Below are 13,683 nucleotides of genomic sequence, written 5' to 3' on the forward strand. Positions count from 1 at the left end.
TTGATAAGTTACTAGAAATGTAGAGGTGCTTGAGATGCGTAAAAAATTACAAAGAAAAGTGACAGAAGAAAAACCAAGCTATAGTCGAGAAGAAATTCAGTGGTTGCTTGAGCATTTAGGAGATCCCTCTCCAGAAATTCGAGATGAACTTGTTTTTACGAGTTTGGCTAGAGGAATTCAAGAAGAACTGTTTTCCCTTGAGCAGTTTCAGTTTATCTCAGAAGAGGTCTCCTCTAATGAAAGGCTATACAAAGAGATTGATAGTAGAGGAGTTTCAACTCTTAAACGTTCTTTTAGGGCGCTTATTTATGCCAATCTTTTGTATGCAGATGGTAACGAGCACTCTCTTTTCTATAAAGGCTTAAAAGCTGATATAAGAAATGCTATGCTATCTCAAGGTTTGTATTACCTTAAAAAAGAAAAGGATACGACAGGTTTTTCAAGTCAGTATGGTTGGGTTCACGCTTTTGCGCATGGAGCGGATCTCTTGACGGAAGTCGTTTGTCATCCAGATTTTCCTAGTAACAGATTTTCTGAAGTATTTGATGTACTGGGTCAATTATTTAAAAGAATTACCATTCGTTTTACAAATGATGAGGACTGGCGCTTAGCGAGAGTACTTTATGAACCCATTTTGCAAGGGAAATTAGGGCAAGAACAAGTAGCTTCTTGGATAAAAACTATTGACTTTCCGATAGAAGAGAGGGAAGATTTTTATAAATTTTCCAACTTCAGATCCTGTCTGTTGGAAGTCTATATCCAACTTGACCAGAAAAATAGTTTACAAGATGCCTTGAAAGAAGCCATTCAATCTTTTCAGTACTAAGGATAAGCGAGTCGTTTCACGATTTTCAAATACTTTCCAGTCAATTTTCTTGAAACACTTTCCTTCTTTTGATAGACTAATACATAGTTTGAAAAAAGGAGATTTATCATGAAAAAATTTGTTGCTGAATTAATCGGTACATTTATGCTTGTGTTCATTGGAACAGGAGCTGTTGTTTTTGGAAATGGTCTTAATGGCCTTGGACACCTTGGAATTGCTTTTGCCTTTGGTTTGGCAATCGTAGTTGCAGCTTTCTCAATCGGAACTGTTTCAGGTGCGCACTTGAACCCGGCGGTTTCGATCGCTATGTTTGTAAACAAACGTTTGTCATCTTCAGAGCTTGTAAACTATATCCTTGGACAAGTAGTTGGAGCTTTCCTTGCGTCAGCTGCAGTATTCTTCCTCTTGTCTAACTCAGGCATGTCAACTGCTAGTCTTGGTGAAAATGCCTTGGCAAACGGTGTCACTGTCTTTGGTGGATTCTTGTTTGAAGTCATCGCAACTTTCTTGTTTGTCCTAGTTATCATGACTGTAACATCAGCAAGCAAGGGTAATGGCGCAATCGCTGGTTTGGTAATCGGCTTGTCCTTGATGGCTATGATCCTTGTGGGATTGAACATTACTGGCCTTTCAGTAAATCCAGCTCGTAGCTTGGCTCCTGCTGCATTGGTAGGTGGTGCAGCCCTTCAACAAGTATGGATTTTCATCCTTGCCCCAATCGTTGGTGGCGTTCTTGCAGCACTTGTTGCGAAAAATTTCCTTGGAACAGAAGAATAATTGAAACTCAAAAAGCCTTGCTCCTCAGTTTGAGGAACAGGGCTTTTTCGTATCTGTTTAACGGTTGTCAATTTTCTCTGGATAAAGGTCGTGCTGGAAGAGGCGTTGTTCTGCCAAACCTTCATACTTGCTTCCAGGTCTACCGTAGTTGTAGTAGGGGTCGATTGAGATGCCACCGCGCGGAGTGAATTTTCCCCATACCTCCAAATAGCGAGGGTTTAGTAGATTGACCAAGTCTTTCCCGATGGTGTTGATACAGTTTTCGTGAAAATCCCCATGGTTTCGATAGCTAAAGAGGTAGAGTTTGAGGGATTTTGACTCGACGCAGAGCTTGTCAGGAATGTAGGAAATATAAATGGTCGCAAAGTCTGGCTGAGCAGTGATTGGGCAAAGGGAGGTAAATTCAGGACAGTTGAATTTGATGAAATAATCATTTTCCACATGACGATTGTCAAAGGATTCGAGAACTTCTGGTTGATAGTCAAAAATGTAGTTGGTTTCTTTGTTGCCCAGTAGGCTTAGGTTTTTCATTTCTTCTTGTTGTGACATGTTTTTTTCTTTCTAATTTAAACACCACGTTGGTTGTCGTAGAGGAGGGTATGGAGTTGAGGAAGGACGCGGACATTGCCCCAGCTATCGTCAGTAGCGACACATTCCCAGAGTTCTTTGAGTCGGTCTAGTTGGTCTTGGACAATATTGCCTGTAGCCTTGGGCTCAGGATTTCCAGCCGATAAGAAAAGGACATCTGGTTGGTAGCGTTCTTGAATCCCTTTAGCAAAGGCCAAATCGGCATCATCAAAGACAGGGATTTTAAAGGTGACCTTGTCTGGATCCAATTGGGAAACGATAAAGTCCAAGGTCTCGAAGTTGACTTCCATCTTTGATGAAGGAGGCTTGGGGCTCAGAGTGACCTGGTCGATGTCTTTTAACCAATTTTGCCAGCGAGAACCTTGAGTCTCAACAGCCAGAGTGATACCGCGTTCCTTGAGCTTGGTGACGAGTTCGGCCATGTTAGCTGCTAGGATAGCGGGATTTCCGCCAGATAGGGTTACATAGTCGTAGCTTCCTAGCTTATCTAAGGCTGCAATGACTTCATCAGCGGTCATGCGAGTTGGTTTTTCAGAACCATCCCAAGTAAAGGCAGAGTCGCACCAGTCGCAGTGGTAGTCGCAACCAGCAGTGCGGACAAACATGGTTTTCTGCCCGATAGCACGACCTTCACCTTGAAAGGTTGGGCCGAAAATTTCCAGAACTGGTAGTTTGAGGACACGTTCCCTAGTCATCTAACCACTCCCGTCTAAACTCCGCAAAGGCAGTCGGAGTCTCATAGAGACGAACATATTCCAAACGGAGATTGCGCTCGTCTGGCAACTCTTGGCTCATGGTTTGAAAAATCCAGTAAACCATATTTTCAGCAGTCGTGTTCATATAAGGCAGGGTTTCATTGAGATAGCGATGATCCAAGTGGGGTTCTATGTAGTTCTTGTAGATCGCTTTGATATCTCCAAAGTCGTAGGTCATACCCCGTTCATCTAAAAATCCACTGACAGCAATTTGCAGATGATAAGTGTGGCCGTGCAGGGACTTGCATTTTCCCTCATAGTGAAAGAGGTGGTGGGCAGCATCGAAGGTGAACTCTTTTGATACCAAGGTTCTGTGAGGATTGTAGATAAGAGATTCCCCAGTTTCCTGTTTGATTTCTTTGGGAGCAAAAAACATTAGCTCTCTCCTTTCTGTGAGAGATAAACATCAAGGCCATGCTGGCGTAGGTGGCAGGCTGGACAATCACCGCAGCCACTACCGATAATCCCATTGTAGCAGGTTAAGGTCTTCTCACGAACGTAGTCAAAGGCACCAAGTTGGTCGGCTAACTCCCAAGTTTCAGCCTTGTCTAGCCACATGAGAGGTGTTTGGATAACAAAGTCGTAATCCATGGCAAGGTTGAGAGTAACATTGAGGGATTTGACAAAGACATCCCGACAATCAGGGTAGCCTGAGAAATCTGTCTCGCAGACACCTGTCACGATATCTTTAATGCCTCGTTGCTTGGCAAGAACTGCCGCAAAGGAAAGAAAGAGGTGGTTGCGGCCGTCAACAAAGGTATTGGGAACCTCTCCCTCTTTTTGCTCGATCTCCAGATCAGAGGTCAGGGCATTTTCAGTGATTTGTCCCAGCAGAGACATATCTAAGATGTGATGACGAATGCCTTGTTCCTTAGCGATTTCTCTAGCAACTTGAATTTCGAGATGATGGCGTTGGCCGTAGGCAAAGGTGACGGCTTCGACTGTTTTATAGTGTTCTTTAGCCCAAAAGAGGCAGGTTGTGGAATCTTGACCGCCGCTAAAGACGACCAAGGCTGAATGACGTTTCATAGTACTCCTTCTAAAATGGGAAATGTTCAGAGCACGCAAAAAGCTCCCTTGAGGGGAGCTAAAAAATACCAAGTAGAGGTTTTTTTTAGCGATGGCATGTCCCAAACATCGTAATATTCTACCTACAGTCTAGCATATTTTTTGAAAAATGGCAAAGGGTAAGAAAAAAGAGACCAAATGAAGTACATGGTCTCTCGTGTGATTAGCTCAATTCAGCAACGATGGCCTTGATTTGTTCTGCTGTGTGAACACCTGCAACTTGTTTCACCACTTGGCCGTCTTTTTTGAAGAGAAGGGTTGGGATAGACATGATTCCAAAAGCACGAGCTGTATTTGGATTTTCATCAACGTCCATTTTAACGATTTTCAAGACATCTTCTGAAAGTTCTTCAGACAATTTATCCAAGATTGGACCTTGCATACGACATGGACCACACCAAGTTGCCCAGAAGTCTACCAAGACCAAACCGTCTTTTGTTTCTTGTTCAAATGTTGCATCTGTAATTGCTTTTGCCATTGTATTTCTCCTTTTTTAGTTATATTGGCTTAAATCTTGTTTCATGAGATAGAAGAAAACATCTCCATAAGTCCCATGGTAGTCCAAATCATGACCATTGTAGGTTAATTTTTGGACAGTATAGTAATCAGCAACGCCGATGAGGCAGGCGTGTTGAGAACGTTCAAAGTCTTGGTAAGACTCGAAAGTCATGGTTCTCTCTTGCTTACTGGCGTCTAGATAAGTAATTTCGATCATATAAAACTCCTTTGTTCGATCTTGACTTTATTGTACTCCTTGAAAAGAGGAATGTCAAGAAAAATGATTGCGCACGCAACTTTTTTAAAAAATCTGATTAAGAAATGAAATCAAGACTCGTTTCCAGTCTTTCTTCGACGGCTTTTTGCAGGTAAGCTAGGGTGGTTTGTCCCTCGTCAGTCAGGCAGATAAAACTAGCCCGTCTATCCTGATCGCAACATCTGCGACTAAGCAAACCGCAGTTTTTCTCTTCTAATCGTGCCACCATTCGAGAAACAGCGCTCGGACTGAGATGGAGTTTATCGGGTAAATCAATCTGTCGTAAGGATTTTTCATCGGCTAGATCCAAATAGTAGAGCAGGTAAAACTCTTTCAAGTTCAGCCTTTGTTCACTCTGCTGGGCAATAGTTTCTTCCAACAAGGCTTCCATTTCTTTTTGATGGCGGTTGTAGTCAAACCATTTTTCTAAGTAGGTCATTGCTTTCTCCTTTCTTTTCAAAGTAAAAATCACAAAGTCATTACTGACTGTCTTTCTAACACAAGATGATTGCGCATGCAATGATTATACTACTTTTAGCTAATCCTTGCAAGAAAGAAAAATTTTGGTATTCCCTTGAAATTTTCTGAAAAAAGAGTAAACTGGTATGCAGAAAGTCTATTTCGTGGAGTTTGTGATGAAATTATATGTTCAATTAATGATTCTCTTTGTGATTTCTCTAATCGGTGAGGGAATCTCCAGTTTCTTTCATCTGCCTATCCCAGGCAGTATTATCGGTTTGATTATTCTTTTTCTAGCCCTGCAATTCAAGTGGTTAAGGACCAGGCATGTCAATATGGTAGGGAATTTTCTGCTGGCTAATATGACCATTCTCTTTTTGCCACCAGCAGTGGGAATCATGGAAAAATTTGATGTGATTGCCCCCTATCTCTTGCCCATCGTCTTAATTGTCTTTTTCGCGGCTGTTATCAATATTATCCTCATAGCTCTAGTGGTTCAGTTCATCAAGCGACGGTTTGAGGGAGATTATGAGAAGGGAGAAACGAAATGAGTGAATTTGTATCGAATCCTTTGTTTGGAATCGCCTTATCTATCCTAGCTTATCTAGTGGGAATGCTGATTTACAGACGTTTTCCCCATCCTTTGACAACACCTTTGCTTTTGTCGGCAATTTTCATTATCATCCTTCTTAAGGCGACGGGTATTTCTTATCAAGATTACTACCAAGGTGGGGTTTATCTGAATAACTTGATAGTCCCATCGACAGTGGCTCTAGGGATTCCGCTTTATAAAAGTTTTCATCTGATGAAGCACCATGCTCGGAGTATTCTCTTTGGTAGTCTGCTAGCAGTAGTTGTCAATACTAGCTTCACTGCCATAGTGGCGAAAATATTTGGCATGGACTTTTTCCTAGCCATTTCTCTCTTTCCCAAGTCAGTGACAACCGCCATGGCAGTGGGAATCACAGAAAAATTGCAAGGTTTAACGACTGTGACCTTGGTCGTCGTAGTGGCAACTGGGATTTTGACTAGTGTTATTGGACCAACCCTTTTGAAGTGGTTGAAAATTGATGATCCAGTGGCTGTAGGTCTTTCCCTTGGAGGGACAGGTCATGCAGTCGGAACGGGAACGGCCTTTCGATACGGCTCTGTAGCAGGCGCTATGGGTGGCTTGGCTATCGGTGTCACCGGTATTCTCTATGTCTTTGTTAGTCCCATTGTAGCCAGTTTGATATTGAGTTAAAGTAAAACCCAGCTTTTGTAAGCTGGGCGTTTTTTATTGCAAATTAACCTTGTTTTTCAAGATGTAGTAGGTTCCGAGGTAATAGATAGTCGCTAGAATAGCGTCTTTAATAATATCAACTGTTATTAGTAAATTGAAGTTGTCATCAACTCGGAAGAAGATGGAAATATAGCCAATCACGATGTTAAGCACGATATAGGCTAAAATTCCTATAGCGGTACGATATTCGTTAAATAGTTGACCAATTGAGATGCAAAGGTAAATAGATAAAATCCAAGTAATTGAACCCACCAGAAGAGAGAGGGCATACAGCCAACCGTAACCGAGATAAGGAGAGATAAATCGATAAAGGAGTGGCAAATCTTTCACTACAGGGGTGAGTGAGAAGATAATAATGATACTCAAGATAAATACAATATAGCTTATGATTGACCAAATGAGAGCACCTAGTAATTTGGCGGTGATGATCTGGTGTTCAGAGACGGGCAGAGTCAATGTCAGATAGCCCTGACGATCGTAGACACTTCCCTTGAAGCGTCGAATGATTAAAAAGATTGTTGCAATCCAAAGAGTAACGCTGAGCCCACCAAAAACTAAGATCAGAAAGCCTAACAGATAGTAGGGATTATTGCCATAGCTGGTGTAGGTCTGACTAATACCAGAAATGGATGCACCAATCAAAACCGAAATTGCAAGCACAGCACCGTAGAGAGCTAGATACCATTTGTTAACATTTTTAAATTCATAACGAACTAAATTCCAAAACATAATAATCTCCTTTGTCTAAGCTTTGAACTCCTGGCGGAAGAGCTGGTCAATGGATTCACCTGACTCGTAACGAATATCATCCACGTTTCCTTGGCGGACGACTTTTCCGTTATTGAGGAAGATGATTTCATCCAAGATTGGCTCAATATCTGAAATCAAGTGGGTAGAAATCAAAACAGTTGAAGTTGGTGAGTAGTTGTTGATGATGGTGTTGAGGATATAGTCACGGGCAGCCGGATCCACACCACCAATTGGTTCGTCGAGCACGTAGAGACGAGCTTCACGGCTCATAACGAGGATGAGCTGAACCTTTTCCTTGTTTCCTTTTGACAATTTCTTGAGGCGACTGTTTTCATCAATGCCAAGATCTGCTAAAAGGTGCTGAGCCCGCTCAAGATTGAAATCTTGGTAGAAAGTTTTAAAGTAGGTTAGAGCATCCTTGACTTTCATCTCTTCATTCAGATAAGTCGTGTCTGGTAGGTAAGAGACAATGGCCTTGGTAGCAGGACTCGGATCCATGTTGTTAATGAGGACACGACCTTGGTCTGGTTGGAGAAGTCCGTTGATCAGCTTGATCAGGGTTGTTTTTCCAGATCCGTTTGGACCGAGAAGCCCGACGATTTTTCCAGCGGGAATCTCAAGGGAAACATTGTTAAGGGCTGCTGTAGCCCCATAGGATTTGGATACATTTTCAAATGCTAGTAATGTCATAATTTTACACTCCTTTTATGTATTCGCTAACCACACTTGGCAGTTCTTCTTTTTGATAGCCAAATTGAAGCATGCCCGTTACAAAGTTTTTCAGTTGCTCCTCAGAAAGCTGTTTGCGGGACTGAAGGATGAGATCTAAGTCCTCAGTGACAAAACGACCAGTTGTTCGCTTGCTATAAACGAAGCCCTCGCGCTCAAGATCAGACAAGGCACGCTGAATTGTATTGGGATTGACCCCAGCCTCGCTCGCTAGTTCCCTTACGGTTGGGAGCTGTTGGTTGGGTTCTAGTTCATGGGAAACAATCTGTAGTTTGATTTTTTCCATAATCTGCAAATAAATGGGTTTTGTATTATCAAATGACCAGGACATCATAGTCTCCTTTCTTTTTCTTTATTGTTCTAATTAAATAATACAATAAAACAAAAAACTTGTCAAGTAAAAATAAGAATTGTTTTGGGAATTGCTCAAAAAATGGTATAATGAAAAGAAAACGACAAGGAGGAAAAGCATGCGTTGTCCAAAATGTGGGGCTACCAAGTCTAGTGTTGTTGATAGTCGACAAGCCGAAGAAGGAAATACCATCCGCCGAAGACGTGAGTGTGATGAGTGTCAGCATCGTTTTACAACCTATGAACGAGTAGAAGAAAGAACGCTGGTTGTCGTCAAAAAAGACGGTACGCGAGAGCAGTTTTCAAGAGATAAAATCTTTAATGGGATTATCCGCTCAGCCCAGAAACGCCCTGTTTCAAGTGACGAGATCGGCATGGTGGTCAATCGTATCGAACAAAAACTCCGTAGTCGCAGTGAGAATGAGATCCAAAGTGAATACATTGGTTCTTTAGTCATGGAAGAATTGGCAGAGCTGGATGAGATTACCTATGTGCGTTTTGCCAGTGTTTACCGTAGCTTTAAGGATGTGAGTGAGCTGGAAAGTTTGCTTCAGCAGATTACCCAGTCCTCTAAGAAGAAAAAGGAAAAATAGATGAAACCAAATGACCGTTTTTCTTTTCTAAAGAATAATCGGGTGTCGCAAGATACCTCTTCTCTGGTGCAGTGCTACCTCCCGATTATCGGTCAGGAGGCGCTGAGCCTCTATCTATATGCCATTACCTTTTGGGATGGTGGGCAAAAGGAACATCTCTTTTCCCATATCCTCAATCACTTAAACTTTGGCATGCCGACCTTGCTCCAATCCTTTAAAATTTTATCTGCTTTAGATTTGTTGACTCTTTATCAGAAGGGAGAAACCTATGAATTGCAGCTTCATTCTCCCCTTTCAAGTCAGGAATTTTTGCGGCATTCTATTTACCGCACACTGTTGGAAAAAAAGATTGGTGATACAGCTGTTTCTACTATGAAGCAGGTTCCAAGTGAGGGAGAAGAACTCTCTGTTTCCTTGAGTCAAGTTTTTCCAAACCTGACTGAAGAAGTGACTCCAACCGAGTCTAAAATCAAGATGAAAAATGATTTTGACTTGGAGCATTTTCAGCGCCTGATGGCTCGAGATGGTTTGCGTTTTGAAAATGAGCAGGCAGATGTTTTGGAATTGTTTGCCATTGCAGATGAAAAAAAATGGACCTGGTTTGAAATCTATCAATTAGCCAAGGCGACAGCGGTGGCTCAGGTCATCTCAGTCAAACGCATGCGTGAAAAGATTGCGCAAAAACCAGCGACTTCTGACTTTAGCCCCAAAGAAATGACCATTATCAGGGAAGCCAAAAATAAAACTCCCCTGCACTTTTTAGCGGAAATCAAGCAAACGCGTAAGGGGAACATCACCCAAAGTGAAAGAGAACTCCTTCACCAGATGGCATCTTTAGGCTTGTTGGATGAAGTCATCAATATCGTCTTACTTTTAACCTTTAACAAGGTTGATTCGGCCAATGTCAATGAAAAATATGCTATGAAAGTTGCCAACGACTATGCCTATCGTAAGATTCGAACAGCAGAGGAAGCTGTGCTTCGGATTCGAGAACGTCAGCAAAAAGGCCAGGAAGACCAAAAATCGAAAACTAGCCCGACTAAGACAAATGTTCCTAAGTGGAGTAATCCAGAATATAAAAATCAAACCAGCGAGGAAACTCGTCTGGAACTAGAACGCAAAAAACAAGAAATGTTAGCCCGATTAGAAGAAGGAGGAGACTAGATGGAAAGTGTGGGTGACGTTATCAAACGTCAGACAAGTCGTTTTCAGTATCAGGACCTAGTCCAGCAGATCATGAAGGACCCCGATGTAGCGGCTTTTATCCAGAAAGAATCCCTCAGCCCAGAGGAGTTGAATCGTAGCATTTCCAAGTTCAACCAATATATCACAGAACGGGATAAGTTTCTTCGTGGGGATGCGGACTATATAGCGCGTGGCTACAAGCCTATCTTGGTCATGAATCACGGCTATGCAGATGTATCTTATGAGGAAACACCAGAACTAATCGCGGCTGAAAAAGAGGCGGCAATCAAGAATCGCCTCAAGTTGATCAATCTACCAGCAAGTCTCAAGAAAGCAAAATTGGCTCAGATTGACCTGGATGATCTAGGTCGTTTACCGATTTTTGAGAGACTCTATGCCTTTGTCGATCTTTACCCAAGCATCCGAAAAGGTCTCTATCTTTATGGAGATTTTGGTGTTGGTAAGAGTTTCATGATGGCGGCCCTTGCCCATGACCTATCTGAAAAACGTGGTGCTTCTACAACCATTCTCCACTATCCAAGTTTTGTCATTGATGTGAAAAATGCCATCGGTGAAGGATCTGTGAAGACCTTGGTGGATGACATCAAGTTAGCAGAGGTCTTGGTCTTGGATGATATTGGTGCAGAACAGTCTACCCCTTGGGTGCGTGATGAGATTCTCCAAGTTATTCTCCAGTATCGCATGCAGGAAGATTTGCCGACCTTCTTTACTTCCAACTTTAATTTCCAAGATTTGGAAAAACATTTTGCCAAAGGAAAGAATGGAAATGATGAGACTTGGGAAGCTAGACGGGTCATGGAAAGGATCCGCTATTTAGCAGAGGAAACGAGACTAGAAGGAGAAAATCGCCGATGACAGAAACCATTAAACTGATGAAAGCTCATACTTCAGTTCGTCGCTTTAAGGAGCAAGAGATTCCTCAAGCAGACTTGGAAGAGATTTTGACTGCTGGACAAATGGCGTCTTCTTGGAAAAATTTCCAATCCTACTCTGTGATTCTTGTGCGCAGTCAAGAGAAGAAGGATGCCTTATATGAATTGGTTCCTCAGGAAGCCATTCGCCAGTCAGCAGCTTTTTTGCTCTTTGTTGGTGACTTGAATCGAGCGGAAAAGGGAGCAAGCCTTCATACGGACACTTTCCAACCTCAAGGGGTAGAAGGTCTCCTTATCACGTCTGTGGACGCGGCGCTTACTGGTCAAAATACCTTGCTTGCGGCTGAGAGTCTGGGATATGGTGGTGTTATCATCGGTTTGGTCCGTTACAAGTCGGAAGAAGTGGCAGCGCTTTTTAACCTGCCTGACTATACCTACCCTGTTTTTGGGATTGCCCTTGGCGTGCCAAATCAACAACACGATGTCAAACCAAGACTACCTTTGAACCAAGTGGTATTTGAAGAAGAATACCAAGAACAGCCAGTTGAAGCGATTTTGGACTATGACCAAGTACAAGCGGACTATGCTGGTGCGCGTGCGTCGACCTCTTGGAGTCAGCGTTTGGCAGAGCAGTTCGGTCAAGCCGAACCTAGTTCAACTCGGAAGAATCTAGAACAGAAAAAGTTATTGTAGAAAGTGAGAAAACATGGCCTTACCAACTATTGCCATTGTGGGACGTCCCAATGTTGGGAAATCAACCCTATTTAATCGGATCGCTGGTGAGCGGATCTCAATCGTAGAAGATGTCGAGGGTGTAACACGTGACCGTATCTATGCAACGGGTGAGTGGCTCAATCGTTCCTTTAGTATGATTGATACGGGAGGGATTGACGACGTCGATGCTCCCTTCATGGAGCAAATCAAGCACCAAGCAGAAATCGCTATGGAAGAAGCTGATGTCATCGTTTTTGTGGTGTCTGGGAAAGAAGGAATCACGGATGCAGATGAGTACGTAGCCCGTAAACTTTATAAAACCCATAAACCTGTTATCCTTGCCGTTAACAAGGTTGACAATCCTGAGATGCGAAATGACATCTATGATTTCTATGCTCTGGGATTGGGCGAACCGCTGCCAATTTCGTCTGTCCACGGTATCGGTACGGGTGATGTACTGGATGCCATCGTGGAAAATCTACCACATGAAGTCGAAGAAGAAAATCCAGATGTCATTAAATTCAGCTTAATTGGCCGTCCCAATGTTGGGAAATCAAGTTTGATCAACGCCATTTTGGGAGAAGACCGTGTGATTGCTAGTCCAGTAGCTGGAACAACTCGTGATGCCATTGATACCCATTTTACAGATGCTGATGGTCAAGAGTTTACCATGATTGATACGGCTGGTATGCGTAAGTCTGGTAAGGTCTACGAAAATACAGAAAAATACTCTGTCATGCGTGCTATGCGTGCCATTGACCGTTCTGACGTGGTCTTGATGGTCCTCAATGCAGAAGAAGGTATTCGCGAGTACGACAAGCGTATCGCAGGTTTCGCCCACGAAGCTGGTAAAGGAATGATCATCGTGGTCAACAAGTGGGATACCCTTGAAAAAGACAACCACACCATGAAGAAATGGGAAGAAGATATCCGTGAGCAGTTCCAATATCTGCCATATGCACCGATTGTCTTTGTTTCAGCTCTTACCAAGCAACGACTCCACAAACTTCCTGAGATGATCAAGCAAATCAGTGAAAGCCAAAACACCCGTATCCCATCAGCTGTCTTGAACGATGTGATTATGGATGCCATTGCTATCAATCCAACACCGACAGACAAAGGAAAACGCCTCAAAATCTTCTATGCAACCCAAGTGGCAACAAAACCACCAACCTTTGTCATCTTTGTCAATGAAGAAGAACTCATGCACTTCTCTTACCTGCGTTTCTTGGAAAATCAAATCCGCAAGGCCTTTGTCTTTGAAGGAACACCAATTCATTTGATTGCGAGAAAGCGGAAATAAACGACTCTTTGTCAACTGTAGTGGGTTGAAGTCAGCTAAGATCGAGAAAGGACGAATTTCGTCCTTTCTTTTTTGATGTTGAGAGCGATGAAAATTCTTTTATTGAAGTTTTCAAAATTCCGAAAACCAAAGGCATTTCGTTTGATAAGTTTAATGAGATTATTAGTCGCTTCCAATTTTGCGTTGGAATAGGGTAATTGGAGAGTGTTGACGATCTTTTCTTTATCCTTGAGGAAGGTTTTAAAGACAGTCTGAAAAAGAGGATGAACCTGCTTCAGATTGTCCTCAATAAGTCCGAAAAATTTCTCGGGTTCCTTATTCTGAAAGTGAAAAAGCAAGAGCTGATAGAGATTATAGTGGTGTTTCAAGTCTTCTGAATAGCTCAAAAGCTTGTCTAGAATCTCTTTATTCGTTAAGTACATGCAAAAAGTAGGACGATAAAATCGCTTATCGCTGAGTTTACGACTATCTTGCTGGATGAGTTTCCAGTAGCGCTTGATAGCCTTGTATTCATGGGATTTTCGATCGAATTGATTCATCATTTGGACACGAATACGGCTTATAGCACGGCTAAGATGTTGTACAATGTGAAAACGATCTAGAACGATTCTAGCACATGGAAAAAGCTGTTTAGCCAAGTTATAGTAAGGGCTAAA

Annotated in this window: 20 protein-coding genes; 9 read left to right on the top strand and 11 right to left on the bottom strand. The window is 42.5% G+C overall.

All coding sequences use genetic code 11. The features are described 5' to 3' along the window. Positions 1-34: 34 nt before the first annotated feature. Together HMPREF9965_RS03085 and HMPREF9965_RS03090 are read left to right on the top strand one after the other, a co-directional pair. Complete coding sequence (locus HMPREF9965_RS03085) at positions 35-826, top strand: DUF2785 domain-containing protein (RefSeq protein WP_001227786.1); 792 nt, start codon at positions 35-37, stop codon at positions 824-826. Positions 827-934: 108 nt separating this feature from the next. Beyond that, positions 935-1,603, top strand: a complete 669-nt coding sequence (locus tag HMPREF9965_RS03090) for an MIP/aquaporin family protein (RefSeq protein WP_000714823.1) — start codon at positions 935-937, stop codon at positions 1,601-1,603. A 57-nt stretch (positions 1,604-1,660) separates the two neighbouring features. Here the strand turns inward: HMPREF9965_RS03090 and queF are convergent, their stop codons facing one another. The 7 genes from queF to HMPREF9965_RS03125 form a co-directional block, all read right to left on the bottom strand. Beyond that, positions 1,661-2,152, bottom strand: a complete 492-nt coding sequence (gene queF / locus HMPREF9965_RS03095) for a preQ(1) synthase (protein WP_000082583.1) — start codon at positions 2,150-2,152, stop codon at positions 1,661-1,663. Between the two features lie 17 nt (positions 2,153-2,169). After that, on the bottom strand, positions 2,170-2,886 hold the full coding sequence (queE, locus tag HMPREF9965_RS03100) for a 7-carboxy-7-deazaguanine synthase QueE (RefSeq protein WP_000196457.1): 717 nt from the start codon (positions 2,884-2,886) through the stop codon (positions 2,170-2,172). Next, positions 2,879-3,322 carry a 6-carboxytetrahydropterin synthase QueD gene (queD, locus tag HMPREF9965_RS03105; RefSeq protein ID WP_000464563.1) on the bottom strand — a complete coding sequence of 148 codons (444 nt, stop codon included), beginning with the start codon at positions 3,320-3,322 and terminating at the stop codon, positions 2,879-2,881. The genes queE and queD overlap by 8 nt, the downstream gene beginning before the upstream one ends. After that, positions 3,322-3,975 (bottom strand): 7-cyano-7-deazaguanine synthase QueC, encoded by a 654-nt coding sequence (queC, locus tag HMPREF9965_RS03110; protein WP_000820634.1) that lies wholly within the window; start codon positions 3,973-3,975, stop codon positions 3,322-3,324. Before queC ends, queD begins: the two co-directional genes overlap by 1 nt. 202 nt (positions 3,976-4,177) lie before the next feature. Then, on the bottom strand, positions 4,178-4,492 hold the full coding sequence (trxA, locus tag HMPREF9965_RS03115; RefSeq protein ID WP_001029581.1) for a thioredoxin: 315 nt from the start codon (positions 4,490-4,492) through the stop codon (positions 4,178-4,180). Between the two features lie 15 nt (positions 4,493-4,507). Beyond that, positions 4,508-4,729 (bottom strand): DUF4649 family protein, encoded by a 222-nt coding sequence (locus HMPREF9965_RS03120; protein WP_000570263.1) that lies wholly within the window; start codon positions 4,727-4,729, stop codon positions 4,508-4,510. Between the two features lie 97 nt (positions 4,730-4,826). Beyond that, on the bottom strand, positions 4,827-5,207 hold the full coding sequence (locus HMPREF9965_RS03125; RefSeq protein ID WP_000221641.1) for a MarR family winged helix-turn-helix transcriptional regulator: 381 nt from the start codon (positions 5,205-5,207) through the stop codon (positions 4,827-4,829). Between the two features lie 196 nt (positions 5,208-5,403). Between HMPREF9965_RS03125 and HMPREF9965_RS03130 the strand changes: the two genes are divergently transcribed. After that, positions 5,404-5,778, top strand: coding sequence for a CidA/LrgA family protein (locus HMPREF9965_RS03130; RefSeq protein WP_000781326.1), 375 nt, complete (start codon positions 5,404-5,406; stop codon positions 5,776-5,778). Continuing rightward, on the top strand, positions 5,775-6,470 hold the full coding sequence (locus tag HMPREF9965_RS03135; protein ID WP_001288938.1) for an LrgB family protein: 696 nt from the start codon (positions 5,775-5,777) through the stop codon (positions 6,468-6,470). The genes HMPREF9965_RS03130 and HMPREF9965_RS03135 overlap by 4 nt, the downstream gene beginning before the upstream one ends. Before the next feature lie 33 nt (positions 6,471-6,503). On the opposite strand, the gene HMPREF9965_RS03140 is transcribed toward HMPREF9965_RS03135, so the two are convergent. From HMPREF9965_RS03140 to HMPREF9965_RS03150, 3 genes are read right to left on the bottom strand one after another with little or no spacing between them, the layout of a single operon-like run. Beyond that, positions 6,504-7,238: a hypothetical protein gene (locus HMPREF9965_RS03140; RefSeq protein ID WP_000498780.1), complete on the bottom strand. Its 735-nt coding sequence runs from the start codon at positions 7,236-7,238 to the stop codon at positions 6,504-6,506. 15 nt (positions 7,239-7,253) lie between these two features. Beyond that, a complete protein-coding gene (locus HMPREF9965_RS03145; RefSeq protein ID WP_000173161.1) occupies positions 7,254-7,949 on the bottom strand; it encodes an ABC transporter ATP-binding protein in 696 nt (231 codons plus the stop codon). Between the two features lie 4 nt (positions 7,950-7,953). Then, positions 7,954-8,319 (bottom strand): GntR family transcriptional regulator, encoded by a 366-nt coding sequence (locus HMPREF9965_RS03150; protein WP_000119119.1) that lies wholly within the window; start codon positions 8,317-8,319, stop codon positions 7,954-7,956. 139 nt (positions 8,320-8,458) lie between these two features. On the opposite strand from HMPREF9965_RS03150, the gene nrdR reads away from it, so the two are divergent. Genes nrdR through der form a run of 5 tightly spaced genes read left to right on the top strand, consistent with a single transcriptional unit; the run spans position 8,459 to position 13,027 of the window. Further along, complete coding sequence (nrdR, locus tag HMPREF9965_RS03155; RefSeq protein WP_001203676.1) at positions 8,459-8,932, top strand: transcriptional regulator NrdR; 474 nt, start codon at positions 8,459-8,461, stop codon at positions 8,930-8,932. Beyond that, positions 8,933-10,096, top strand: a complete 1,164-nt coding sequence (locus HMPREF9965_RS03160) for a DnaD domain protein (RefSeq protein ID WP_000803918.1) — start codon at positions 8,933-8,935, stop codon at positions 10,094-10,096. Continuing rightward, entirely contained in the window at positions 10,097-10,993 is an 897-nt protein-coding gene (gene dnaI / locus HMPREF9965_RS03165) for a primosomal protein DnaI (protein WP_000446484.1), read from the top strand. Further along, positions 10,990-11,703, top strand: coding sequence for an NADPH-dependent oxidoreductase (locus HMPREF9965_RS03170; RefSeq protein ID WP_000140833.1), 714 nt, complete (start codon positions 10,990-10,992; stop codon positions 11,701-11,703). Before dnaI ends, HMPREF9965_RS03170 begins: the two co-directional genes overlap by 4 nt. Positions 11,704-11,716: 13 nt before the next feature. Beyond that, positions 11,717-13,027, top strand: a complete 1,311-nt coding sequence (gene der / locus HMPREF9965_RS03175; RefSeq protein ID WP_001207692.1) for a ribosome biogenesis GTPase Der — start codon at positions 11,717-11,719, stop codon at positions 13,025-13,027. Positions 13,028-13,062: 35 nt separating this feature from the next. On the opposite strand, the gene HMPREF9965_RS12600 is transcribed toward der, so the two are convergent. Next, on the bottom strand, positions 13,063-13,683 hold a 621-nt coding region (locus HMPREF9965_RS12600; RefSeq protein ID WP_000409031.1), incomplete at its 5' end, for an ISL3 family transposase.

This window comes from Streptococcus mitis bv. 2 str. SK95 (assembly GCF_000222705.1).
Lineage (GTDB): Bacteria > Bacillota > Bacilli > Lactobacillales > Streptococcaceae > Streptococcus > Streptococcus mitis_AY.